Raw genomic sequence first — 18,583 nt, 5'->3', positions numbered from 1 at the left:
CCTATAGGACCAAATGCCAGGACGCTCGCTCACCAAAAGTGAGCGAGCGTCCGCCGAAAACATCCCAAAAGTGAGCGAGCGTCCGAGGGGGACGGGCAAAAGGCCCGACGACGGCGCAACAGCAGCGCCGCCGTCGTGCCCCGAGACAACCGTTCCCGGCACGGTCGACTGGGACGCTCGCTCACATATAGGACCAAATGCGAGGACGCTCGCTCACCAAAAGTGAGCGAGCGTCCGCCGAAAACACCCCAAAAGTGAGCGAGCGTCGGAGGGGGCACAACCCAAAGGCTAGACTGCCGCGGTGTTCGACGCTGAGCCGGCTAGCGGCGCTATTGCCCCCGAGTCCGATTCCGCGGGGTCGGGTTCCGTCGGGTAGACCATCTCGGCCGGTGCGTTGGAGTTCCTCTTCGCCAGCGGGTAGAACACGATTGCCGTGACCACGAGGCCTACAAGCCAGGAGATGTCCGCCCCGCCGAGAAGCTCGGTCATCGGGCCGGTGTAGAGGGTCTGCGCCAAGAACGGGATCTGGACGACGATGCCGATCGCGTAGCTGAGCAGCGCGGTCTTGTTCCAACGGCCGTAGCGACCGTTCAGGTCGTAGAGGGCCGGAATGTCCACCTTCTCCTTGGAAACCAGGTAGTAATCCACCAGGTTTATGGAGCTCCAGGGGATGAACACCATCAGCAGGAGAAGGACGAAGTTCTTGAAGTTGGCGATGAAATCGGGGGAAGCAAGCACTGCGATGAGCACCGAGAGTCCGATAAAGCCGATCACGTAGGCGAACCGGGTCCATGACGCCACCGCGGACTTGCGGGTGAACGCCGTGACCGAGGTAAGCATGGTCATGTAGCCGCCATACGCGTTCAGCGTGTTGACGGTCAGTTTTCCGGTCACGATGACCAGGTAGATGACTACCGCGATCAGTCCGCCTCCACTCAGGTTCCCGAGGAAAGCGACTTGGCCGTCCAGGAACCGTGCACCCTTGGGCAATGCGAGGGCGGCGAAGAGAGCGCCCAGGGTCATGGACCACTGGGAACCAATCACCGTGCCGAAATAGGCCGACATGAAGGTCTTGCGTGCTGGGGTTTTGGAAGGCAGGTACCGGGAGTAGTCGGCGACGTACGGGCCGTAGGTCAGCTGCCATCCGGCGCCCAGCGAAATGGCGAGCAGGAAGGTGGGGAACTCGAAACTGCCGGCTCCCAAGAGTGCGCCGACGTCCTGGCTGGCCAACAACCTGATGCCCAGGTAGGTGAAGCCGAGGATACCGACGACGGTGGCAATGCGGCCCAACATGTGGATGTACTTGTAGCCCAGGGTCGCCACAACGATGGTCAGCACCCCGAAGACGATCATGCCCACGGCCGGGGTGCCCGTGTGGAGGATGAGGCTGACTGCCTGTCCGGAGAGGACCGTACCGGTGGCGGCGAAGCCGAGGTACATCACGACCACCAGGACCAAGGGAATCACTGCCCCGAAGATCCCGAACTGTGCCCTGCTGGAAATCATCTGCGGCAGGCCGAGCTTCGGCCCCTGCGCCGCGTGGAGCGCCATCACAGCACCGCCCAAGAGGTTTCCGATCAGGAGGCCGATGATCGCCCACAGCGCATCCGCGCCGAACAGGACTGCCAAGGCGCCGTCGACAATAGCCGTGATCTGCATGTTCGCCCCGAACCAGAGCGTGAACTGCTGGCCAGGCGAACCATGGCGTTCATTTTCCGGGACAAAGTCGATGGAACGACGCTCAACGCGCGGCCCACCCGTTCCCGCTTTTCCTGTGGCCTGCATGCCTAATCCTCACTTTGACAACCGAAGTCCGATGTCCCCAACTGAGAATCAATCAGAGCATGCAAAGTGACAGTGATCACGGAAAGGGGGCGATGTTTAGTCCGATATCCCGGACGATAAGCCACGAGCTGTTGTTCACCCGGATTGATGGCCGTCGCCGCCGGCGAGGCCCATGAACATCGTCTTGTGCAACACGTCCACGTGCCGCCGCGATACCTCCACCGCGCCGCGGTCGTCGCCGGCGCGCAAGGCGTTGACGAGCGCAATGTGGTCCCGATTGGACTCATGGAGAAACTCGATCGGGTACGGGATGAAGTATGCGTAGAGCTCCGCCAGCGCTTCGTTGTAGACGTCGACCGCAGCTCCCAGGCCCGAGCACGCCGCGACCAGCCTGTGAAACCTCTCGTCGGCCTGGTGATACTCGGACCAATTGCTTGATCCGGCCATCTCATGAGTCAGCCGCTCCAGCTCATCCAGCTGCGCTGCCGTGGCGTTGACGGCGGCGAAGTGGGTAACCGCGCATTCGAAGAGCAACCGACGGTCCACCAGCCGGTTCACTGCATGGGATTCGGCTGGCGACGCAGCGAGCTCTTCAAGGACGTTTTGCGGCGGCTCGTCGGCGACGAAGGTTCCGCCGCCGCGCCCCCGACGGCGGACAACGACCCCCTGGTCGGCCAGGCTCGCTAGGGCCCTGCGGGCGGTGATCGGGCTGACCGAAAGGCCCAGCGCGACGTCTTGCTGGTCGGGCAGCCTCTCCCCCGGCTGAAGCAGTCCCAAGGATATGGCCATGCCGATCCGCAACCGCACGGCGTCGATTGCGCTCCGGCGGTCGATTCCGAGCAAAGGGGCAGCATCGATGGGTGAGTCGCCGGTGGTGTCCTCGAGCTGACGGGTCATATCCGCTACTTTACGGGGCAAAATCCACCTTCCTTTTATTTGATCATTATGATCTAATATGAGGCGAGTCACAACGACAACGTGGAGAAACCAGTGCAACGCATCCTTCCCCTCATCGCCGCCCAGGCGGCACCCCGACTGATCGGCGAACCGATCGAGGCCTTCGCCGCCGAAGTCGCCGCCGCCGTCGCGATCCAACCGCACAGCAAGCTCGTGGTCTTCCCGGAGCTGCACCTTTTCGGGGATTCCAACCCGGACCTGCAGCGTACGGAAGTGCTGCAGGACTCGGCCGAGCCGCTGGACGGTCCGCGCGTCAAGGAACTGCGGCAGCTCGCAGCTGACCTGGGGATCTGGTTGGTTCCGGGCAGCGTCTGCGAGCGCGGCCCCGAGGGGCAATTGTTCAATACCCAGCTGGTCCTTTCCCCCGAAGGCGAGCTCGCCGGCTACTACCGCAAGGTCTTCCCTTGGCGCCCCTTTGAGCCCTACGACCCCGGCGACCGGTTCACCACCGTCGACCTGGAAGGGATCGGCAGGGTGGGGCTAAACATTTGCTACGACGCTTGGTTCCCCGAGGTGACCCGTCAGCTGGCGTGGATGGGCGCCGAAGCGATCCTCAACGTCGTGAAGACCACGACGCCGGACCGCAAGCAAGAACTCGTCCTCGCCAAGGCAAACGCGATCGTGAACCAGGTCTTCATGGTCAGCGTCAACTGCGCGGGCCCTACCGGCAAGGGCCTCAGCCTGATCGTCGACCCCGAGGGAAACACGATAGCCGCGGCCGACGACGACGCGCCCACCCTTCTCGCCGTGGAACTGGACCTCTCCGCCGTCGAGCATGTCCGCACGCACGGGACCGAAAACCTCAACCGTCCCTGGTCCCAATTCCGCCCCGGCGAGCCGCCCATCGAGCTGCCTGTCTACCAAGGCCGCATCGACCCGACCACCTGGACCCCACGGTCCTCCAACTCCTAAGGAACCACCGGTGACAACGCAACCGAGCCTCACGCGCGCCCTGAAACTGCCCTCGCTGGTCCTGTTCGGGCTGGCCTACCTGACCCCGCTCATCGTGCTGGCGATTTTCGGCGTGATCGCCGAAACCACCGGCGGAGCATCCCCGTCGGCCTATCTGGTGGCCATGGTCGCCATGCTCTTCACCGCGCAGAGCTACGGACGCATGGCCGTTGCCTATCCGGTGGCCGGATCCGCGTACACCTATATCCGGCGCTCCATCGATTCCCGGATCGGCTTCCTGGCCGGTTGGGCTGTCCTGCTGGACTACCTGTTCCTGCCGATGGTCATCTGGCTCATCGGCGGCTCGTACCTCACCGCGCAGTTCCCGGACATTCCCATCGGGGTCTGGATTGTCGCGTTCATCGCGATCACAACGCTGCTCAACGTGGTTGGCGTCAAGGTGGCTGACAAGGCCAACTACCTGCTGATGGCATTCCAGCTTCTGGTGATAGTCCTTTTCGTGGCCTTGTCCGTTGGAACCTTGGTCTCGACCTCCGGCGCGAGTGCCCTGGTCAGCACCGCTCCATTCTTCAACGACACGTCGAGCTTCGACAAGATCACCGCTGGCGCTGCCATCGCGGCGTACTCGTTCCTGGGTTTCGACGCCGTGTCCACCCTCACCGAGGAGACCATCGAGCCGAAAAGGACCGTACCGAAGGCGATCATGCTTGTGGCACTCATCGGCGGCGCGATCTTCGTCGTCGTCTCCTACACCACACAGTTGATCCACCCCGGCGGGGTGTTCGACGATTCGGCGTCGGCGGCGTCGGACATTGCCCTGAAGATCGGCGGACAGTTCTTCGGCGCAGTCTTCCTGGCCGGACTCGTGGTGTCCCAGTTTGCCTCCGGACTCGCGGCGCAAGCCAGCGCCTCACGATTGCTCTACGCCATGGGCCGGGATTCCGTCCTGCCGAAGAAAGTCTTCGGGGCGTTGAACAAGTCCTTCCACACGCCGGTATTGAACCTGGTCATCACCGGCGCGGTGGGACTCATCGCCATGTTCCTGGATGTCGCCACCTCGACGTCGTTCATCAACTTCGGTGCCTTCACCGCCTTCACCCTCGTCAATGTCTCGGTCATTGCCTACTACCTGCGCCAACGACGCTCGGGGAACCGGCTCAGCGTAATGTTCTACGTGGTCATGCCGGCTGTCGGAGCCATCATCGACGGTTTCCTGCTCTCCCAGCTCGATTCGAATGCCATCACGCTCGGACTGATCTGGCTCTGCGTCGGCGTCGTTGTACTCGGCATCATCACCAAGGGGTTCCGGAAGGCACCGCCGGAAATGGTGATGGAGGAAAAAGAAGCAGCCCTGGTATGACGACGGAACACAGTAAACGGGGAGAAACGAGGACTGCGTGCGCATCACCCTAGCCCAGCTGGATTCCGGCACGGACGTCGGCCGCAACCTCGACCTCATCGCGGATTACTGTGCCCGGGCCGCCTACGAGGGCTCTGACCTCATCGTGTTCCCGGAGTACTCGACGTACGAGAAAAGCCGGGTGGACCGGAGCTTCGTGGACATGGCCGAACCCCTTGACGGCCCTGTGGCTTCCACGCTCTGCGCGACGGCGGCACGCTACGGGATCGCCGTCGTCGCGGGTCTCCTGGAAGCGCCTGGTGACGGAGACGGAACCAAAGAACCGGACCGGGCATTCAACACCTTGGTGGCGATCGGTCCGGACGGTTCCCTCCTCGCCAGCTACAGGAAGATCCATCTGTTCGACTGCCAAGGATTCCGCGAATCGGAGTACATCAGACCGGCGCCGGAACCATTGCCCGTCACTTTTTCCTGCGGCGGCATGACGTTGGGGTTGATGACCTGCTACGATCCGCGCTTCCCCGAGTTGGCGCGCATCCTGGCCGATGCCGGGGCCGAGGCGCTCCTCGTCTGTTCTTCGTGGGTTCCCGGTACCGCAAAGACCGAGCAATGGGCCACATTGGCCAAGGCCCGGGCAATAGAGAACGGCGTGTACGTGGCGGCGGTCTCCCAGACTCCACCGGTATCCATCGGCTACAGCATGCTCGTGGATCCCCTCGGGACTGTCCTGCACAGCCTCGACACGGAGCCGGCCACCGCCACGCTGGACCTCTCGCCGGATGCCGTTTTGGCAGCCAGGGACCAGTTCCCCACATGGCGGCACCACCGGCTCCCCTAGGAATCTCGCGGCCTCTTCTAGGCCGCCCCACTCTGTGCTAAACCGAAGTGCAAGATGCACCGATGCTCCGAAGGAGATGCACCATGAGCGCAACGACGGACAAAGGATCGGGCCGAGGGCTGGAGATCCGATCGATCGACTATGTTCCACTGAACGAGCGCCACGGCAAGGTCTCGCACATCGGACCGCTGTGGTTCGTCAGCAATGCCCAGATCGCCACCCTGGCAGTGGGGTTGATCAGCATCACCACCGGCGGCAACTTGATCTGGTCGCTGCTCGCGATCGCCATCGGGGTACTCGTCGGCACGCTGTTCATGGCCGCGCACTCCTCGCAGGGCCCCCAGCTCGGCCTGCCACAGATGATCCAGTCCCGGCCGCAGTTCGGCTACATCGGCGCCCTTCTGGTTTGGCTCTTCGCCTACCTCCAGTACGCCGGCTTCAACATCTTCAACACCATCCTGGCCGGCCAAGCGATCTCGGAGTCAGTCAACTTCGGGTCGCAAAACTTGTGGTTCTGGGTGGTCACCATTGTCGCCGTCGTCATTGCCCTGTTCGGCTACGACCTTATCCACGCCTTTGAGCGCTACCTGACGTACCTGACCATCATCATGCTGGCGTTGCTCACCATTGCAGCCGTGAAGCTGGCCATTCCGGCTGGCGCATACAACCTGGCTGACTTCCACATGGTGCCGTTCCTGGGCCAGCTGGGGGTCGCGGCCGGCTACCAGATTTCCTGGGCCATCTACGTCTCTGACTACTCCCGCTACCTTCCGCCGGCCAGCGGGCGGGGCACTTTCAGATGGACGTTCTGGGGCAGCGCGCTCGGCGGTATTTGGGTGATGTTCCTGGGCGCGTACATCGGTGCGGCCGCCGGGGAGAACTTCGAAACCATCGGCTCGATCAAATCCACGGCCGACCAGCTCTTCGGCGGATTCGGTGGCATCGCCCTGTTCGTCGCCGCCCTGGGCTTGCTGTCCGTGACGGCCCTGAACATGTACGGCGGTTCGCTGACCTTGATATCGTCCATCGACAGCGTGCGGCAGATCCGGCCAACGCTAAGGCTCCGGATCATCACGATTTCCATCACCGCCCTCATTTCCGTGGTCCTGGCTAACCTGGCCTCGGCCGACTTCCTCGCCAACTTCAACGACTTCCTGCTATTGGTCCTGTACTTCTTCATTCCGTGGACGGCTGTCAACCTCACCGACTACTTCATCGTCCGCAAAGGCCACTACGCCATCGCGGAGATCTTCAAGCCCGATGGGATCTACGGACGATGGGGCTGGCCCGGCATCATCTCCTACCTTGTCGGCTTTGTGGTGATGATTCCCTTCTTCTCGGCCGGCAAGCTCTTCGTCGGGTTCATCGCCCACGCCCTGGACGGCGCCGACATCTCGCTGTTTATCGGGCTCCCGGTCTCCGCAGGGCTGTATTGGCTAATGACCCGACGCATCGACGTCGAGGCAGAGACCCGCATGGCCAAGGAAGAGGCCGACGCCCTGGAGGCGGCCGCGCACGAACACCTGCTTCCGTAACTCCGCCGGACTAATGGGGTAGGAGTCAGGCAGTGGTCCAACCCCGGCGCTTCAGTTGATCCTGCGATTGCCGAGCCAGCTGACCATGGCGGGGTCGCGGTGGTCGAAGAAGAGGCTGGCCCCGGTGTCCAAGGCGGCGATCCGGCTCATCTGCTCGTCGGTAAGGGTGAAATCGAAGACGTCGAGGTTCTGGGCCATGCGTTCGGGCCGGACGGACTTGGGGATGACGACGACGTCGCGCTGGATGAGCCAACGGAGAACCACCTGTGCGACGGACTTGCCGTGCGCATCGGCGATGGAGCTGAGAAGCGGGTTGGTGAACAGGTTGTTCTTGCCTTCGGCGAAGGGTCCCCAGGACTCGATCTGGACACCGCGTTCGCGCATCATTGCCTGGTCGGCCGCGCGCTGGTGGAAGGGGTGGGTTTCGATCTGGTTGACTGCCGGGACGATCTCGTTGTGGTCGATGAGGTCCACCAGCCGGTCGAGGTGGAAATTCGAGACCCCGATCGCGCGGGCGAGGCCGTCCTGGTGGAGTTCCTGCATGGCGCGCCACTCGCTGTAGTAGTCGCCCAACGGCTGGTGGATCAGGTACAGGTCGACGTAGTCGAGTCCGAGGCGGCGGAGTGAGTTGTCGAAGGCGCGCTTGGTGTCGTCCTGGACGCTGCCTGCCGGGGCGTGCTGGATCCAGAGCTTCGTGGTGATGAAGAGTTCGTCGCGGGCGAGGCCGCTGTTCTTGATGGCCAGGCCAACGGCCTCTTCGTTCAGGTAGGAAGCGGCGGTGTCCAGGTGACGGTAACCGGCGTCGAGCGCGGCTTCCACCGCGGCCTGGGTTTCCTCGTCCGGGATCTGGAAGACGCCGAAGCCGAGGATCGGCATTTCGACGCCGTTGTTAAGGGTGACGGTGTTCATGGGTTTCCTTCGCTTGGATGGGGGTTATCGGCTGATTTGGGCGTGGGCGGCTTGGTAGTCCTGTTCACTGACGGGCTCAAGCCAGGTGGCGCTCTCCCCGTTGTCGTGCTCCACCAGGGCCAGGTGGCACATCATGTTGTCCTGGGTGGCGCCGTGCCAGTGTTCCTCGCCGGGGGGCGTGTGGACCGTGTCCCCTGCGCGCATGAGGATCACACTGCCGTCCCGGGTGGCAACGAACCCGGTGCCATCGGTGCAGTGCAGGGTCTGGCCAAGAGGGTGGGAATGCCAGTTCGTACGGGCACCGGGGGTGAAGCGGACCATCGCCGCCACAAGACGTGAGGGCGCCTCGCCGTTGTGGAGCGGATTGAGGTAGACGTCTCCCGTGAATCTCTCCGTAGGGGCTTTGACGGTCGGGGTGGGGGGAACGAGTTTCATGGCGTCTGCCTTTCGCTAGTGCCGTGATTGTTGTGCGTGCCGAAGCGGCAGGGACACCGCTACGAGGACCAGAAGGAGAAGGGCCGTGATACTCAGGTTGATGCGCAATCCTGCCATGAAGTCCTGACCGGCGAGTGCGGCACCGAAGATCGCGACGCCGAGGGAGCCTCCGAGCTGCCGGGCGGTATTGACCGCGCCGCTGGCGGTCCCCGCCAACTCCGCCGGCACGTGGTCCAGGATGAGGGCAATGATCGGCGGAACCGTGAAGGAACCTCCGACGCCGACGGGCACCATCAGGAACGCGACGAGCAGGGTCGGCGCATTGCCTGGCAGGAGGCAGAGGCTCGCCAGCCCCGCGGCCATCAGCAATTGGCCAGAGACGATCGCGACTATGCGCCCGAATCGCTCCGCGAACCTGGCCACGAGGGGATTCAGGAGGGCAACAAGCCCGGTCATGGGCAGGAACAGAAGCCCGGTCTCCAGGGCGCTGGCTCCGCGTTCCTGTTGGAAGTAGAGGCTCTGGAGGAAGACGACGCCGTAGAACGCCGCCATGGTGACCCCGGCGACAATCAGGGCCGTGGAGACTGCGCGTGAACGGAACAAGTCGAGCGGGATCATTGGGTGGCTTCCCCGTGCTTGTGCTGCCACGAATACGGCTGCGGATGCGACACATGTGGCGAACGTCAACAGGATGTGGGGGCTTCCGTAGCCGAGTTCGGCTCCTTCGATGATGCCGTACGCCAGGCTCGCGAGCGTGAGGACCGCCGCAACCTGCCCCGTCCAGTCAAAGGGCATCGAGCGTCGTGGCGAAGGAGCCACTCGGGAGAGGACCAGCAGGGCTGCCACTCCCACCGGAAGGTTGACGAAGAAGATCAGTCTCCAGTCCAGTTGCGTGAGGATGCCCCCGAGCACGGGCCCGGCAGCAGCGGCGACCGAGCCGCCCAGGCCCCAGTACACGATTGCCCTTCCGCGACGCGCAGGATCGTGGAACGCCTCCCGGATGAGGGCGAGGGACGTAGGGGTAATCATTGCCGCACCGATGCCCTGCAGGACGCGTCCGGCGATGAGTGCAGGAAGGCTCGGGCTGAACCCGCATGCCATCGAGGCAACGGTGAAGAGAATCATGCCGATGCCGTAGGCGCGACGCGCCCCAACGCGGTCTGAGAAGGTCCCTGCGAAAAGCTGCAATGCCGAGAACATCAAGGTATAGCCGGTGACTATCCACTGCAGGCCGGAAAGGCCACCGCCGAAATCATTCCGGATCTCCGGCAGCGCGACGTTGACAATCTGGGCGTCCAAGGCGACCACGAAAAATCCGAGCATGGCAACCGCGAGAGATGCGCGCGGACGCGCCACGGCTTCCGGAAAGGATTTGACGGTAGTCACGGACATGGTGGCCTTCCAAGCAGGGAAACGGGGACTGATTCAAGAAAACCAGTCCCCGGGTCCGCGTGGGAGTGCCTGCTATAACGTGTACTGCCAGTGCCTGTTTCAGTTGCCTTGAGCTTCTCGGATGGTGATCGCGATTTTCCCCCGCACTTTGCCGGCGTCGAAATAGCGCATGGCGTCCGGAACCTGCTCCAGCGGATAGCTGCGGTCGACGGTCGGGGTGAGGGTTCCGGCGTCGATGAGCCCGGCAAGGTATTCGAGGTCTGCAACGCCTTGCGTCCCCATGACCATGGTGAGCCGCTGACCGATGAACGGGGACAGCGCGAGGGCCCTGAATTGCCTGTCGATACTGCCCGTCCAGGAGCCGCCTTCTTCGCCGCCGGTGATAACAGCCGTGCCGGTAGGCGTGAGCGCCTTGCGGAGGCGTGCCAGGGTGGGGTTCCCGGCAATATCCAGGATCAGATCGTAGTGTTTGGTGCCGTCGGCGAAGTCCTGCGTGGTGTAGTCGAGGACGTGATCGGCACCGAGCGAGCGCACCAGGCCCATTTTGGCGGCACTGCACACGCCCGTGACCTCAGCCCCGGCAGCTTTTGCGAGCTGAACAGCGTAGCTGCCCACTCCTCCCGAGGCACCAAGGATCAGAACCTTCTGTCCCGGCGGTATCCGGCCCGCGGCGCGAAGGGCCTGCAGCGCAGTGCAGGCGGAAACCGGGACCACCGAGGCTTGTTTGAAACTGATGTTCGCCGGTTTGGGCGCCAGTTGGCTTTCGCGGGCCGTCGCATATTCAGCGAAGGAGCCCTTCCCGACCCCGAAGACCTCGTCCCCGACGGCGAATCGGGTCACTGCTGCTCCGACCGCCGTGACCGTGCCGGCCAAGTCCATCCCGGGCACAGGATTTTTGGGGGCGCGGACGCCGAACGCCAAGCGCAGCGCGTAAGGCAGGCCCCGGGTTACATGCCAGGTCCCCCGGTCCAGTCCTGCAGCGTGGACCCGGACCAGCACCTCGTTCTCGGCAATCTTCGGTGTGGGGATCTGCGTCAGGTGCAGGACGTCGGCGGAGCCGTAAGCCTCCTGCACGATGGCCCGTATCGTAACCTCCGGCTTTTGCGAGCCGCCTGAAATCGGAGTCTCCGCAGCATGCTGACCAGCGGTCATGGCCGTTCCTTTCCAGTCATTTGGGGTGTTCAGCTACTTTTTCGTACGCTGTACCAAAAAGATTATCGTACAATGTACTAAACCGCTAGACCCCCTGCACTAAATCGCTGGAGTGCTGCACCAACTAGAGTCCAAGGAGTCCCGATGCCGGACACTGCACAGCCCCTCCCGCAGCGACGCCCTCCGTTGAGCCGCGAAAGGGTGCTCGGTTGCGCTGTGGATCTCGCTGACGAGTCAGGAATCGCCGCGCTGACCATCCGCTCGCTCGCCCAGAGCATGGGAACCAAGCCCATGTCGCTCTACTACTACGTGGCCAACAAGGATGAAATTTTGGATGGCATCGTGGACATGGTCTTCCACGAAATCGCATTACCCTCCCCCGCGGGCGACTGGCGGGAGGAAATGCACCGGCGGGCACACGAAGTGCGCAGCGCGCTCAAACGCCATCCTTGGGCGGTCGGGCTGCTGGAAAGCCGCTCCGCCCCGGGCGAAGCGAACCTGCGTCACCACGAAGCGACCTTGGCGACCTTGAGGGCAGCAGGCTTTTCCGTCCAGATGACGGCGCATGCCTATGCCTTGCTCGATAGTTACATCTACGGATTCGCACTCCAGGAAGCCGCCCTTCCTTTTGACGGCCGGGACACCGCCGCCGAGATCACAGCGCCGATCGTTGAACGCTTTTCGACCGGGCAATACCCCCACATGATGGAGATCGCCACCGAACACGTCCTCAAACCCGGCTACGACTTCGGGGATGAGTTCGACTTCGGGCTGAACCTCATCCTTGACGGCCTCAGCCGGTCGATGGGGTGAGCCAGGGATGTCCAGCGAATCCGAAACCACACCCGGCCCGGGCCCCGGCCCCGGCCCCGGCCCACGTTCTTGGGACACGCAGTGTTGCGTGGTCGGCGGTGGACCTGCCGGAATGATGCTGGGCTACCTGCTGGCCCGCGCCGGAGTCGAAGTGACAGTGCTGGAGAAGCACGCCGATTTCTTCCGTGACTTCCGGGGCGACACCATCCATCCTGCGACCACCGATGTGCTCGCCGAACTGGGATTGCTGGAAGAGTTTCTGAGCCTGCCGCACACGGAGATACCGGAACTGCGTCTCGGCATCGACGGACAGACCTTCGGGCTGGTGGACTTCCGGCACCTGCCCTCCCGATGCAAGTTCATGGCGTTCATGCCGCAGTGGGACTTCCTGACCTTCTTGGCCACCCAGGCCATGCAATACCCCACCTTCCGACTGGAAATGAGTACCGAGGCCACCGGCCTGCTCCGCCACGGTGAGCAAGTGATCGGCGTACGGGCACGCACTCCCCAGGGCGAAGTAGAGATCAGGGCGGATCTCACGGTGGCGTGCGACGGGCGGTTCTCCCTTATCCGGGAACACGCGGACTTGCCGCTAAGGGAGTTCGCAATGCCGATCGACGTGCTGTGGTTCCGCGTGCCGCGCAGCGAGGATGCGCCGCCGACCCTGGGCTATGTCGGCGGCGGGCAGATCGTGCTCGCAATCGACCGCGGCGACTATTGGCAGTGCGGCACGATCATCGGGAAAGGAACACTCCCGCAGGTTCAGGCCGCGGGGCTGGCCGCCTTCCGCGACCGGGTGGCACGTGCCGCACCGTTCTTGGCCGCCGGCCTGGCCGCGCTGACCGACTGGGACCAGATCAAGCTGCTGTCCGTGCGCTCCAATCGGTTGAGACGCTGGTGCGAGCCAGGCCTGTTGTGCATCGGCGACGCCGCCCACGCTATGTCGCCGGCCGGAGCCGCCGGGGTGAACTACGCCATCGCCGACGCCGTCGCCACGGCCAATCACCTCGCAGTACCACTGCGCACGGGCACCATCGCCGTCGCCGACCTCCAGCGCGTGCAACGACGACGCGAACCAGCGGTAAGGATCGCACAGGCATTGCAGCGACAGCAGACACGCCAACTCGCTCGCCTTGCCCAAAACAACCCACCCGTCCAACTCATACGGCCCATCAGCCACACGCCACTGGTCAAACGCCTCTTGGGCCGCATTGTGGGCCTCGGTTTCCGTCGCGAACACATCCACAGCCCCCACCTCACCAACCACTAGCAATCGAACCGCAAATCTCCCCGGTGGCTCATGAGACCGCAGGGGTGGATGTGACATGGGTGACAATAGTGGCGTTTGGTGCGAAGCTTGTCACGCCGAGTTGACTATCCTGTCAAGTCGGATCTTATTGTTCCTCAGGGAGGTTTCGTGAAGAAGATCCTTAGCGTTTCCGGGGCGATGTTGCTGTTGCTGAGCGCGTTCTCAGCCACAGCACCGGCCGCAGTTGCCCAACCATCTCCGTCCGCCAACTGGCATGCGGAGAAGGTCTGCGCCGATGTCCCAGCCGGCAATGCGTCGTGTTTTGCGCTCAAGTACGTCGATGATTCGACGACTCCGGGCAAGGCGTCGCCGGGAGGACAAACCAAACCCGCTTCGAGCACGCCGCCCGCCACCGGCAAGACCCCCGCGGACATCCAGAGCGCCTACAACATCACAGGCCTCGCGTCCGGCGGCAGAACCGTCGCAATCGTGGATGCCTACGGCTATCCGAACCTGGAACGCGATCTCGGCGTTTACCGCTCACAGTTCGGCCTCCCGGCATGCACGGTCAGCAACGGCTGCCTCACCATCAAGGACCAAAACGGCGGCAACAAGCTTCCCAGGTTCAATTCCGGATGGGCCGACGAAACGGCCCTCGACGTCGACGCCGTCTCTGCAGCGTGTCCGGACTGCAAGATCCTGGTAGTGCAGGCGACAACAGCGAGCCTCAGCGACCTTGGGACAGCCGTGGCAACGGCCGCAAAACAGCCCGGCGTCGCGGCGATCTCCAACAGCTACGGCGGCGGGGATTCAGCAGACTCCAGCTACGGCACGTACTACAACCACCCGGGCATCGCGGTGACAGCGTCAACCGGCGACAACGGGTACACCGGCTCGTCCTACCCCGCTTCCTCGAGTTACGTCACCGCCGTGGGAGGCACATCGTTGGTCAAGAACTCCAGTGCACGGCGGGTGGGGCGAATCTGCCTGGTCCGGCTCGGGATCCGGATGCTCAAGTGTCAATGCCGCGTTGCCAGCGGCTGCCACGTTCGGCACGGGCTGTAGCAAGCGCGCCTCGGCGGACGTCTCCGCCGTCGCAGATCCGCAGACCGGCCTGGCAGTGTACGCGCCGAGCAGCAGCACCACCTCGTCATGGGCCCAGTATGGAGGGACCAGCCTCTCCTCGCCCCTGATCGCGGCCATGTACGCGCTTTCCGGGAACACAGGCAGCTCCTCGGCACTGGCCAACTCTCTTCCGTACACGAACTCCGGGAAATTCAATGACGTCGCCTCGGGTTCAACGGGCACGTGCTCCACGAGCCAATGGTGCCTCTCCGGCACCGGATGGGACGGACCCACGGGCGTCGGCACTCCGAACGGGGTCGCCGGACTCTAAAAAGCAGTAACTGCCTGAAGGGTGGCCGGCGTCCAAGGATGCCGGCCATCCTTCTGTCTGTGAACGGGCAGTCTCACTAATGCTTCAGGTTCGTCAGCTCCTGCAGGACCTCGTCCGACGTCGTGATGATGCGGGCGTTCGCCTGGAAGCCGCGCTGGGCAACGATCAGGTTGGTGAATTCCTGGGAGAGGTCAACGTTGGACATCTCAAGGGCCCCGGCAGTCAGGGTGCCGAGTCCGGCGTCGCCCGGGGCGCCCAACTGGGCCGCGCCGGAGTTGGCGGTAGCCACATACGTGGAGCTACCGGATTTCTCGAGGCCGCCGGGGTTGGTGAAACGGGCAAGGGCCACGCGGGCCAGAACCTGCTTGCTGCCATTGCTGAACGAGCCGATGAGTGAGCCGTCGCCGCCGAGGGTGAATGACTCCAGCTTGCCTGCCTCGGATCCGTTCTGGCTGCCGACCGTGAGTGTGCTCATGGCGGCGAATCCGGTAACAGTGGACATGTCCACCGAGATGCCGCCGACGGTCATGGCACCGCCCGAAGTCAGCGCACCGTTCGCGAACGTGAGCGTCGAGTTCCCCGTGGCGCCGTTGGCGTCGGCCCCGGCCACATCCCAGCCTCCCGCAGAGCGGCTGAACGTCAGAGTCAGGCTGCGGGAGGCGCCGTCGGCGTCGTACACCTTGACCTGGCGCTCCACGCTGGTCCCCACGGCCGCATCGGACGGCAGGTTGCCGTCCAGCGAGGCCTTGGTGGTGGCGACGGCGGCCGACGTCGTATTGGGCGAGAGGGCGATCGGGCCAACGGGACCTCCCAAGTTCACGGCGCCGTTGGCGGCAGACCAGCCCTGCAGGATCCCGCCGTCGGGGCTCACCAGACGGCCGGCCGCGTCCATGTCGAAGGCGCCCGCGCGGGTGTAGAGCTGCTGTCCGGCCTTGCTGGTGATGAAGAACCCGTCGCCGGAGATCATCATGTCAGTGGCCCGCCCGGTGTTCTGCGATGAACCCTGGCTGAAGTTGGTGCTGACTCCCGCCACGCGTACCCCGAGGCCGATCTGGGCGGGGTTGGTGCCACCGGTCTCGGCTTGCGGGGCGCCGGCGCCCTGGGTCATCTGGGAGAGCGTGTCCTGGAACTGCGTGGAGGAGGCCTTGAAGCCGGCCGTGTTCACGTTGGCGATGTTGTTTCCCGTGACGTCCAGCATGGCCTGATGGGCACGGAGGCCGGAGATTCCGGAGTACAGCGAACGAAGCATGGTGTTGCCTTTCTTCGGGTGGTTCGAGGGGTGTGGAGCGTCAGGCGGTTGGCGTGGCAGCGGCGGTCATCCCGCTGATGGAATCAAGCGGAACGTTCACTCCCCCGACCGCTACCGTGGGGGTTCCGGCCGCGAAGGAAACCGAACTCGCGACGCCCGAGCCCTTTGTCCCGTCGGCGAGCGCATAGCTGACGTTGTGCCCGATGATCTGTGCCGCGGCACTGCGCATCTGGAGCGAAAAACTCTCTTTGGCGTCCGCCGTGAGTTCCGTCATTTTCTCCATCATGGACAGCTGGACGGTCTGGTTCATCATCTGGTTGGTGTCCATGGGAGCGCTCGGGTCCTGGTTCTTCAGCTGAGTCACCAGGAGGGACATGAACATGCTCGAGTCCATGGTCTGCGCGGGTTTGGCTGCGGTGGTTCCGGGCTGGACTCCGCTGCTTGCCGCGATGGCTTGGATGGTCACTATTGGCTCTCCTTCATCAGACGAGAATGTCCAGGCTGCTGGTAATGCTTCGGGGAAGTACGACGGCGGTCCGCGCCTGGCGGAGCGACTCGCCGTCGCTGCCCCGTGGGAAGGCGGGACTTTCGGCCGGGCGCCGGTCACGGGGGTCCGAGCCGCCCGCCCCGGCATCGGCCGGAGCGTTGTGTTCGGACAGGTCGAGGCTCGCGCCGAAGCCCGATTCGCCGAGTCCACGCCGCAGTTCCGGCAGGATGCTGCGTATGGCCTCACGGCCGGCTTCTCCGGGGGCGAACAATTCGATCCGGACCCCTGCGCCTTCGATATGCGCCCGGACAGTCAACGGACCGAGGTCTTCCGGGGAGAGCTTCAAGGTCATCACGTGGGAGCCGGGCGCCGCCGATGCAAGCGAGAACAGCGGTGCGGACACTTGGGACAGCAGCTTCGCCGGGTCTGCCTGGAGAGTGGGCGTTGCCATGCCGGGAGCGGCTGTCGTAGGAGCCTCCTGAAGTGGCGGCGCCGGCCGCCCCACCAACGGAATTCCTGCCTGAATCTCCGAGGGAAGCCCGGGTGCCGCGGCGACTTGCGTGTCCTGCCCAAGGACCGGTGGCGAGTCCCGTTGGGTCCCGGCTTTCCCGACGGGAAGTACGACGGCGGTGCCCGGCTCGCCTGCTTGGGCTGCGGTCGCGGTGACCCCGGTCGCGAGGCCGGCGGTCAGCGGGTTGATGGGCAGCGAGTTACCGCGGAGCGGGCCGGCGGGTAGCGCGACGGTTGGCGGCGGGCTACTGGGCAGGGCGCCGGGCATCTGGCTGGCAGGTGCAGCGGCCGGCAACGGGCTGGCCGGCAACGGGCTGGCCGGGATCGGACCAGGCTGGGCTGGGCTCTGACCAAGGCTCCCGAGCGGCAGCGCAGCCGGCACAGATGCGCCCACCTCCGTTCCAGCCGGCGTCGCCTGAGCGTTGCCCGCGGGCATCCTGACTGGCAGTCTTGCCGCTGCCGACGTGCCTGCAATGGCTTTGGCCGGGACCGTACTGTCAACGGCACTGTCTTTGGCCGACACAGTAACGCCAGTGCCGCCCGCCTGCGGAGCAGCGGTCCCGGCCGCGAGTCCACCAGCAACAGCGGCGGCGGCCGCATCAACAGCACCCACCACGGCGGCCGCAACAGCACCCACCACAACAGCACCCGCCACGCCAGCCGCCTCAACCACACCCACAGCATCAACCCTGTCCTTGGCGACCTTCGACGCTTCCGGTTTGGCGGCTCGGGCGACCGGCCCGGAACCGTCGCCGGCAGGCTCTTCCTGGGCGCCGCCGTCGGGGGTCTGTTGTGCGGTCCCGAGCGAGGTCTTCGCGTCGGACGCCAGCACGCCGTTCATCACGGCATCAAACCCGGCAGCCCCGCCGGACTGCTGCACGGGCGAAGAGCCGGGAACAGCCTGACGCGGAACTGCCGCAACAGAGAGTGGCAACGGCATCACGAGCCTCCCGCGGGGACAATCCGGCGGATCGCAGTCAGATTGGACTGCTGTTCCCACGCATCGCGGATCTGGATGGTCTGGCCGGGGACGGGCGCGTCGATCGCTTTGCCGTTGCCGAGGTAGATGGAAATGTGTTCGCCGCCGAAACTCACCAACAGGTCGCCGGGCTTGGCTTGGGCCAAGGATGCCACGGGAGTGCCTTGCCGCATCTGGTCGCTGACGACGCGCGGCAGATCAACGCCGAGGTCCTTGAAGACGCGCTGCACGAAGCCTGAGCAATCCATGCCCACCGCCGGGTTGGTGCCGCCCCAGACGTAGGGCACACCGACGTATTTCTTGGCGTCGGCCACCACGGCATCGCCCGTGACAGCGCCGGTGGCCGTGCCTGTACCGGCACTCGAAAGCGCGCCCGCGATGCCGGAGAGGGCGGCACTGCCGCCGAGCCCCAAGGAAGAAGAGAGCTGGCTCACGTCCGGCGTCGCCGATCCCCCGACGGCGGAGCTCAGCGCTTGCGCGAAGGACGCCGAGTCGGTGGAAGTGGCCGCGCCCGCGGCAGTGGAAGCGGTGGTGCTCGCGGCAGTTGCCTGAGGGCGGATGCCTTGGCTGAGTTGCTGCAACATCGACTCGATGCTCTGAATGCGCCCGATGGCCTCGGTCATGC

General features: G+C 64.4%; 18 protein-coding genes. 8 read left to right on the top strand and 10 right to left on the bottom strand.

Features of this window, described 5'->3' with window-relative positions; all coding sequences use genetic code 11:
* Positions 1–288: 288 nt before the first annotated feature.
* Both AC3WJU_RS08700 and AC3WJU_RS08695 read right to left on the bottom strand, forming a co-directional pair.
* On the bottom strand, positions 289–1,785 hold the full coding sequence (locus AC3WJU_RS08700; RefSeq protein WP_492259662.1) for a purine-cytosine permease family protein: 1,497 nt from the start codon (positions 1,783–1,785) through the stop codon (positions 289–291).
* Positions 1,786–1,920: 135 nt separating this feature from the next.
* Positions 1,921–2,682 (bottom strand): FadR/GntR family transcriptional regulator, encoded by a 762-nt coding sequence (locus tag AC3WJU_RS08695; RefSeq protein ID WP_284989574.1) that lies wholly within the window; start codon positions 2,680–2,682, stop codon positions 1,921–1,923.
* 81 nt (positions 2,683–2,763) lie between these two features.
* Here AC3WJU_RS08695 and AC3WJU_RS08690 point away from each other — a divergent pair, with 81 nt between their 5' ends.
* From AC3WJU_RS08690 to AC3WJU_RS08675, 4 genes are all read left to right on the top strand, one after another.
* A complete protein-coding gene (locus tag AC3WJU_RS08690; protein ID WP_492259661.1) occupies positions 2,764–3,654 on the top strand; it encodes a carbon-nitrogen hydrolase family protein in 891 nt (296 codons plus the stop codon).
* 10 nt (positions 3,655–3,664) lie between these two features.
* Positions 3,665–5,014 carry an APC family permease gene (locus AC3WJU_RS08685; RefSeq protein ID WP_441432732.1) on the top strand — a complete coding sequence of 450 codons (1,350 nt, stop codon included), beginning with the start codon at positions 3,665–3,667 and terminating at the stop codon, positions 5,012–5,014.
* Positions 5,015–5,051: 37 nt separating this feature from the next.
* Complete coding sequence (locus AC3WJU_RS08680; protein ID WP_492259660.1) at positions 5,052–5,852, top strand: carbon-nitrogen hydrolase family protein; 801 nt, start codon at positions 5,052–5,054, stop codon at positions 5,850–5,852.
* An 83-nt stretch (positions 5,853–5,935) separates the two neighbouring features.
* The gene (locus tag AC3WJU_RS08675; RefSeq protein WP_059388243.1) at positions 5,936–7,387 is read left to right on the top strand and encodes a purine-cytosine permease family protein; all 1,452 of its coding nucleotides are present in this window, start codon (positions 5,936–5,938) and stop codon (positions 7,385–7,387) included.
* Positions 7,388–7,438: 51 nt separating this feature from the next.
* Here the strand turns inward: AC3WJU_RS08675 and AC3WJU_RS08670 are convergent, their stop codons facing one another.
* From AC3WJU_RS08670 to AC3WJU_RS08655, 4 genes are all read right to left on the bottom strand, one after another.
* On the bottom strand, positions 7,439–8,296 hold the full coding sequence (locus tag AC3WJU_RS08670; protein WP_492259659.1) for an aldo/keto reductase: 858 nt from the start codon (positions 8,294–8,296) through the stop codon (positions 7,439–7,441).
* Between the two features lie 24 nt (positions 8,297–8,320).
* Entirely contained in the window at positions 8,321–8,731 is a 411-nt protein-coding gene (locus AC3WJU_RS08665) for a (R)-mandelonitrile lyase (protein ID WP_306963764.1), read from the bottom strand.
* 15 nt (positions 8,732–8,746) lie between these two features.
* Positions 8,747–10,123 carry an MFS transporter gene (locus tag AC3WJU_RS08660; protein ID WP_492259658.1) on the bottom strand — a complete coding sequence of 459 codons (1,377 nt, stop codon included), beginning with the start codon at positions 10,121–10,123 and terminating at the stop codon, positions 8,747–8,749.
* A gap of 99 nt (positions 10,124–10,222) precedes the next feature.
* A complete protein-coding gene (locus AC3WJU_RS08655; RefSeq protein WP_492259657.1) occupies positions 10,223–11,275 on the bottom strand; it encodes an NAD(P)-dependent alcohol dehydrogenase in 1,053 nt (350 codons plus the stop codon).
* Between the two features lie 144 nt (positions 11,276–11,419).
* Between AC3WJU_RS08655 and AC3WJU_RS08650 the strand changes: the two genes are divergently transcribed.
* The 4 genes from AC3WJU_RS08650 (at position 11,420) to AC3WJU_RS08635 (ending at position 14,733) form a co-directional block, all read left to right on the top strand.
* Complete coding sequence (locus AC3WJU_RS08650; RefSeq protein WP_492259656.1) at positions 11,420–12,088, top strand: TetR/AcrR family transcriptional regulator; 669 nt, start codon at positions 11,420–11,422, stop codon at positions 12,086–12,088.
* A gap of 7 nt (positions 12,089–12,095) precedes the next feature.
* A complete protein-coding gene (locus AC3WJU_RS08645) occupies positions 12,096–13,358 on the top strand; it encodes an FAD-dependent oxidoreductase (protein WP_492259655.1) in 1,263 nt (420 codons plus the stop codon).
* A 147-nt stretch (positions 13,359–13,505) separates the two neighbouring features.
* Positions 13,506–14,402, top strand: coding sequence for a S8/S53 family peptidase (locus tag AC3WJU_RS08640; protein WP_492259654.1), 897 nt, complete (start codon positions 13,506–13,508; stop codon positions 14,400–14,402).
* Positions 14,368–14,733 carry a hypothetical protein gene (locus tag AC3WJU_RS08635; RefSeq protein ID WP_492259653.1) on the top strand — a complete coding sequence of 122 codons (366 nt, stop codon included), beginning with the start codon at positions 14,368–14,370 and terminating at the stop codon, positions 14,731–14,733. Before AC3WJU_RS08640 ends, AC3WJU_RS08635 begins: the two co-directional genes overlap by 35 nt.
* Positions 14,734–14,809: 76 nt before the next feature.
* Here the strand turns inward: AC3WJU_RS08635 and AC3WJU_RS08630 are convergent, their stop codons facing one another.
* The 4 genes from AC3WJU_RS08630 to AC3WJU_RS08615 are packed head-to-tail and all read right to left on the bottom strand — an operon-like array spanning position 14,810 to position 18,581.
* A complete protein-coding gene (locus tag AC3WJU_RS08630) occupies positions 14,810–15,982 on the bottom strand; it encodes a flagellar hook protein FlgE (RefSeq protein ID WP_492259652.1) in 1,173 nt (390 codons plus the stop codon).
* A gap of 40 nt (positions 15,983–16,022) precedes the next feature.
* Positions 16,023–16,448: a flagellar hook assembly protein FlgD gene (locus AC3WJU_RS08625; protein ID WP_059388250.1), complete on the bottom strand. Its 426-nt coding sequence runs from the start codon at positions 16,446–16,448 to the stop codon at positions 16,023–16,025.
* 16 nt (positions 16,449–16,464) lie between these two features.
* Positions 16,465–17,919 (bottom strand): flagellar hook-length control protein FliK, encoded by a 1,455-nt coding sequence (locus AC3WJU_RS08620; RefSeq protein WP_492259651.1) that lies wholly within the window; start codon positions 17,917–17,919, stop codon positions 16,465–16,467.
* Positions 17,919–18,581, bottom strand: coding sequence for a C40 family peptidase (locus AC3WJU_RS08615; RefSeq protein ID WP_306963884.1), 663 nt, complete (start codon positions 18,579–18,581; stop codon positions 17,919–17,921). Before AC3WJU_RS08615 ends, AC3WJU_RS08620 begins: the two co-directional genes overlap by 1 nt.
* Between the last annotated feature and the right edge of the window lie 2 nt (positions 18,582–18,583).

This window comes from Arthrobacter sp. FW306-1B-F12A, from assembly GCF_058781865.1.
Note: the sequence above shows the minus strand (reverse complement) of the source record. Positions and strands in the feature narration are given on the sequence as shown.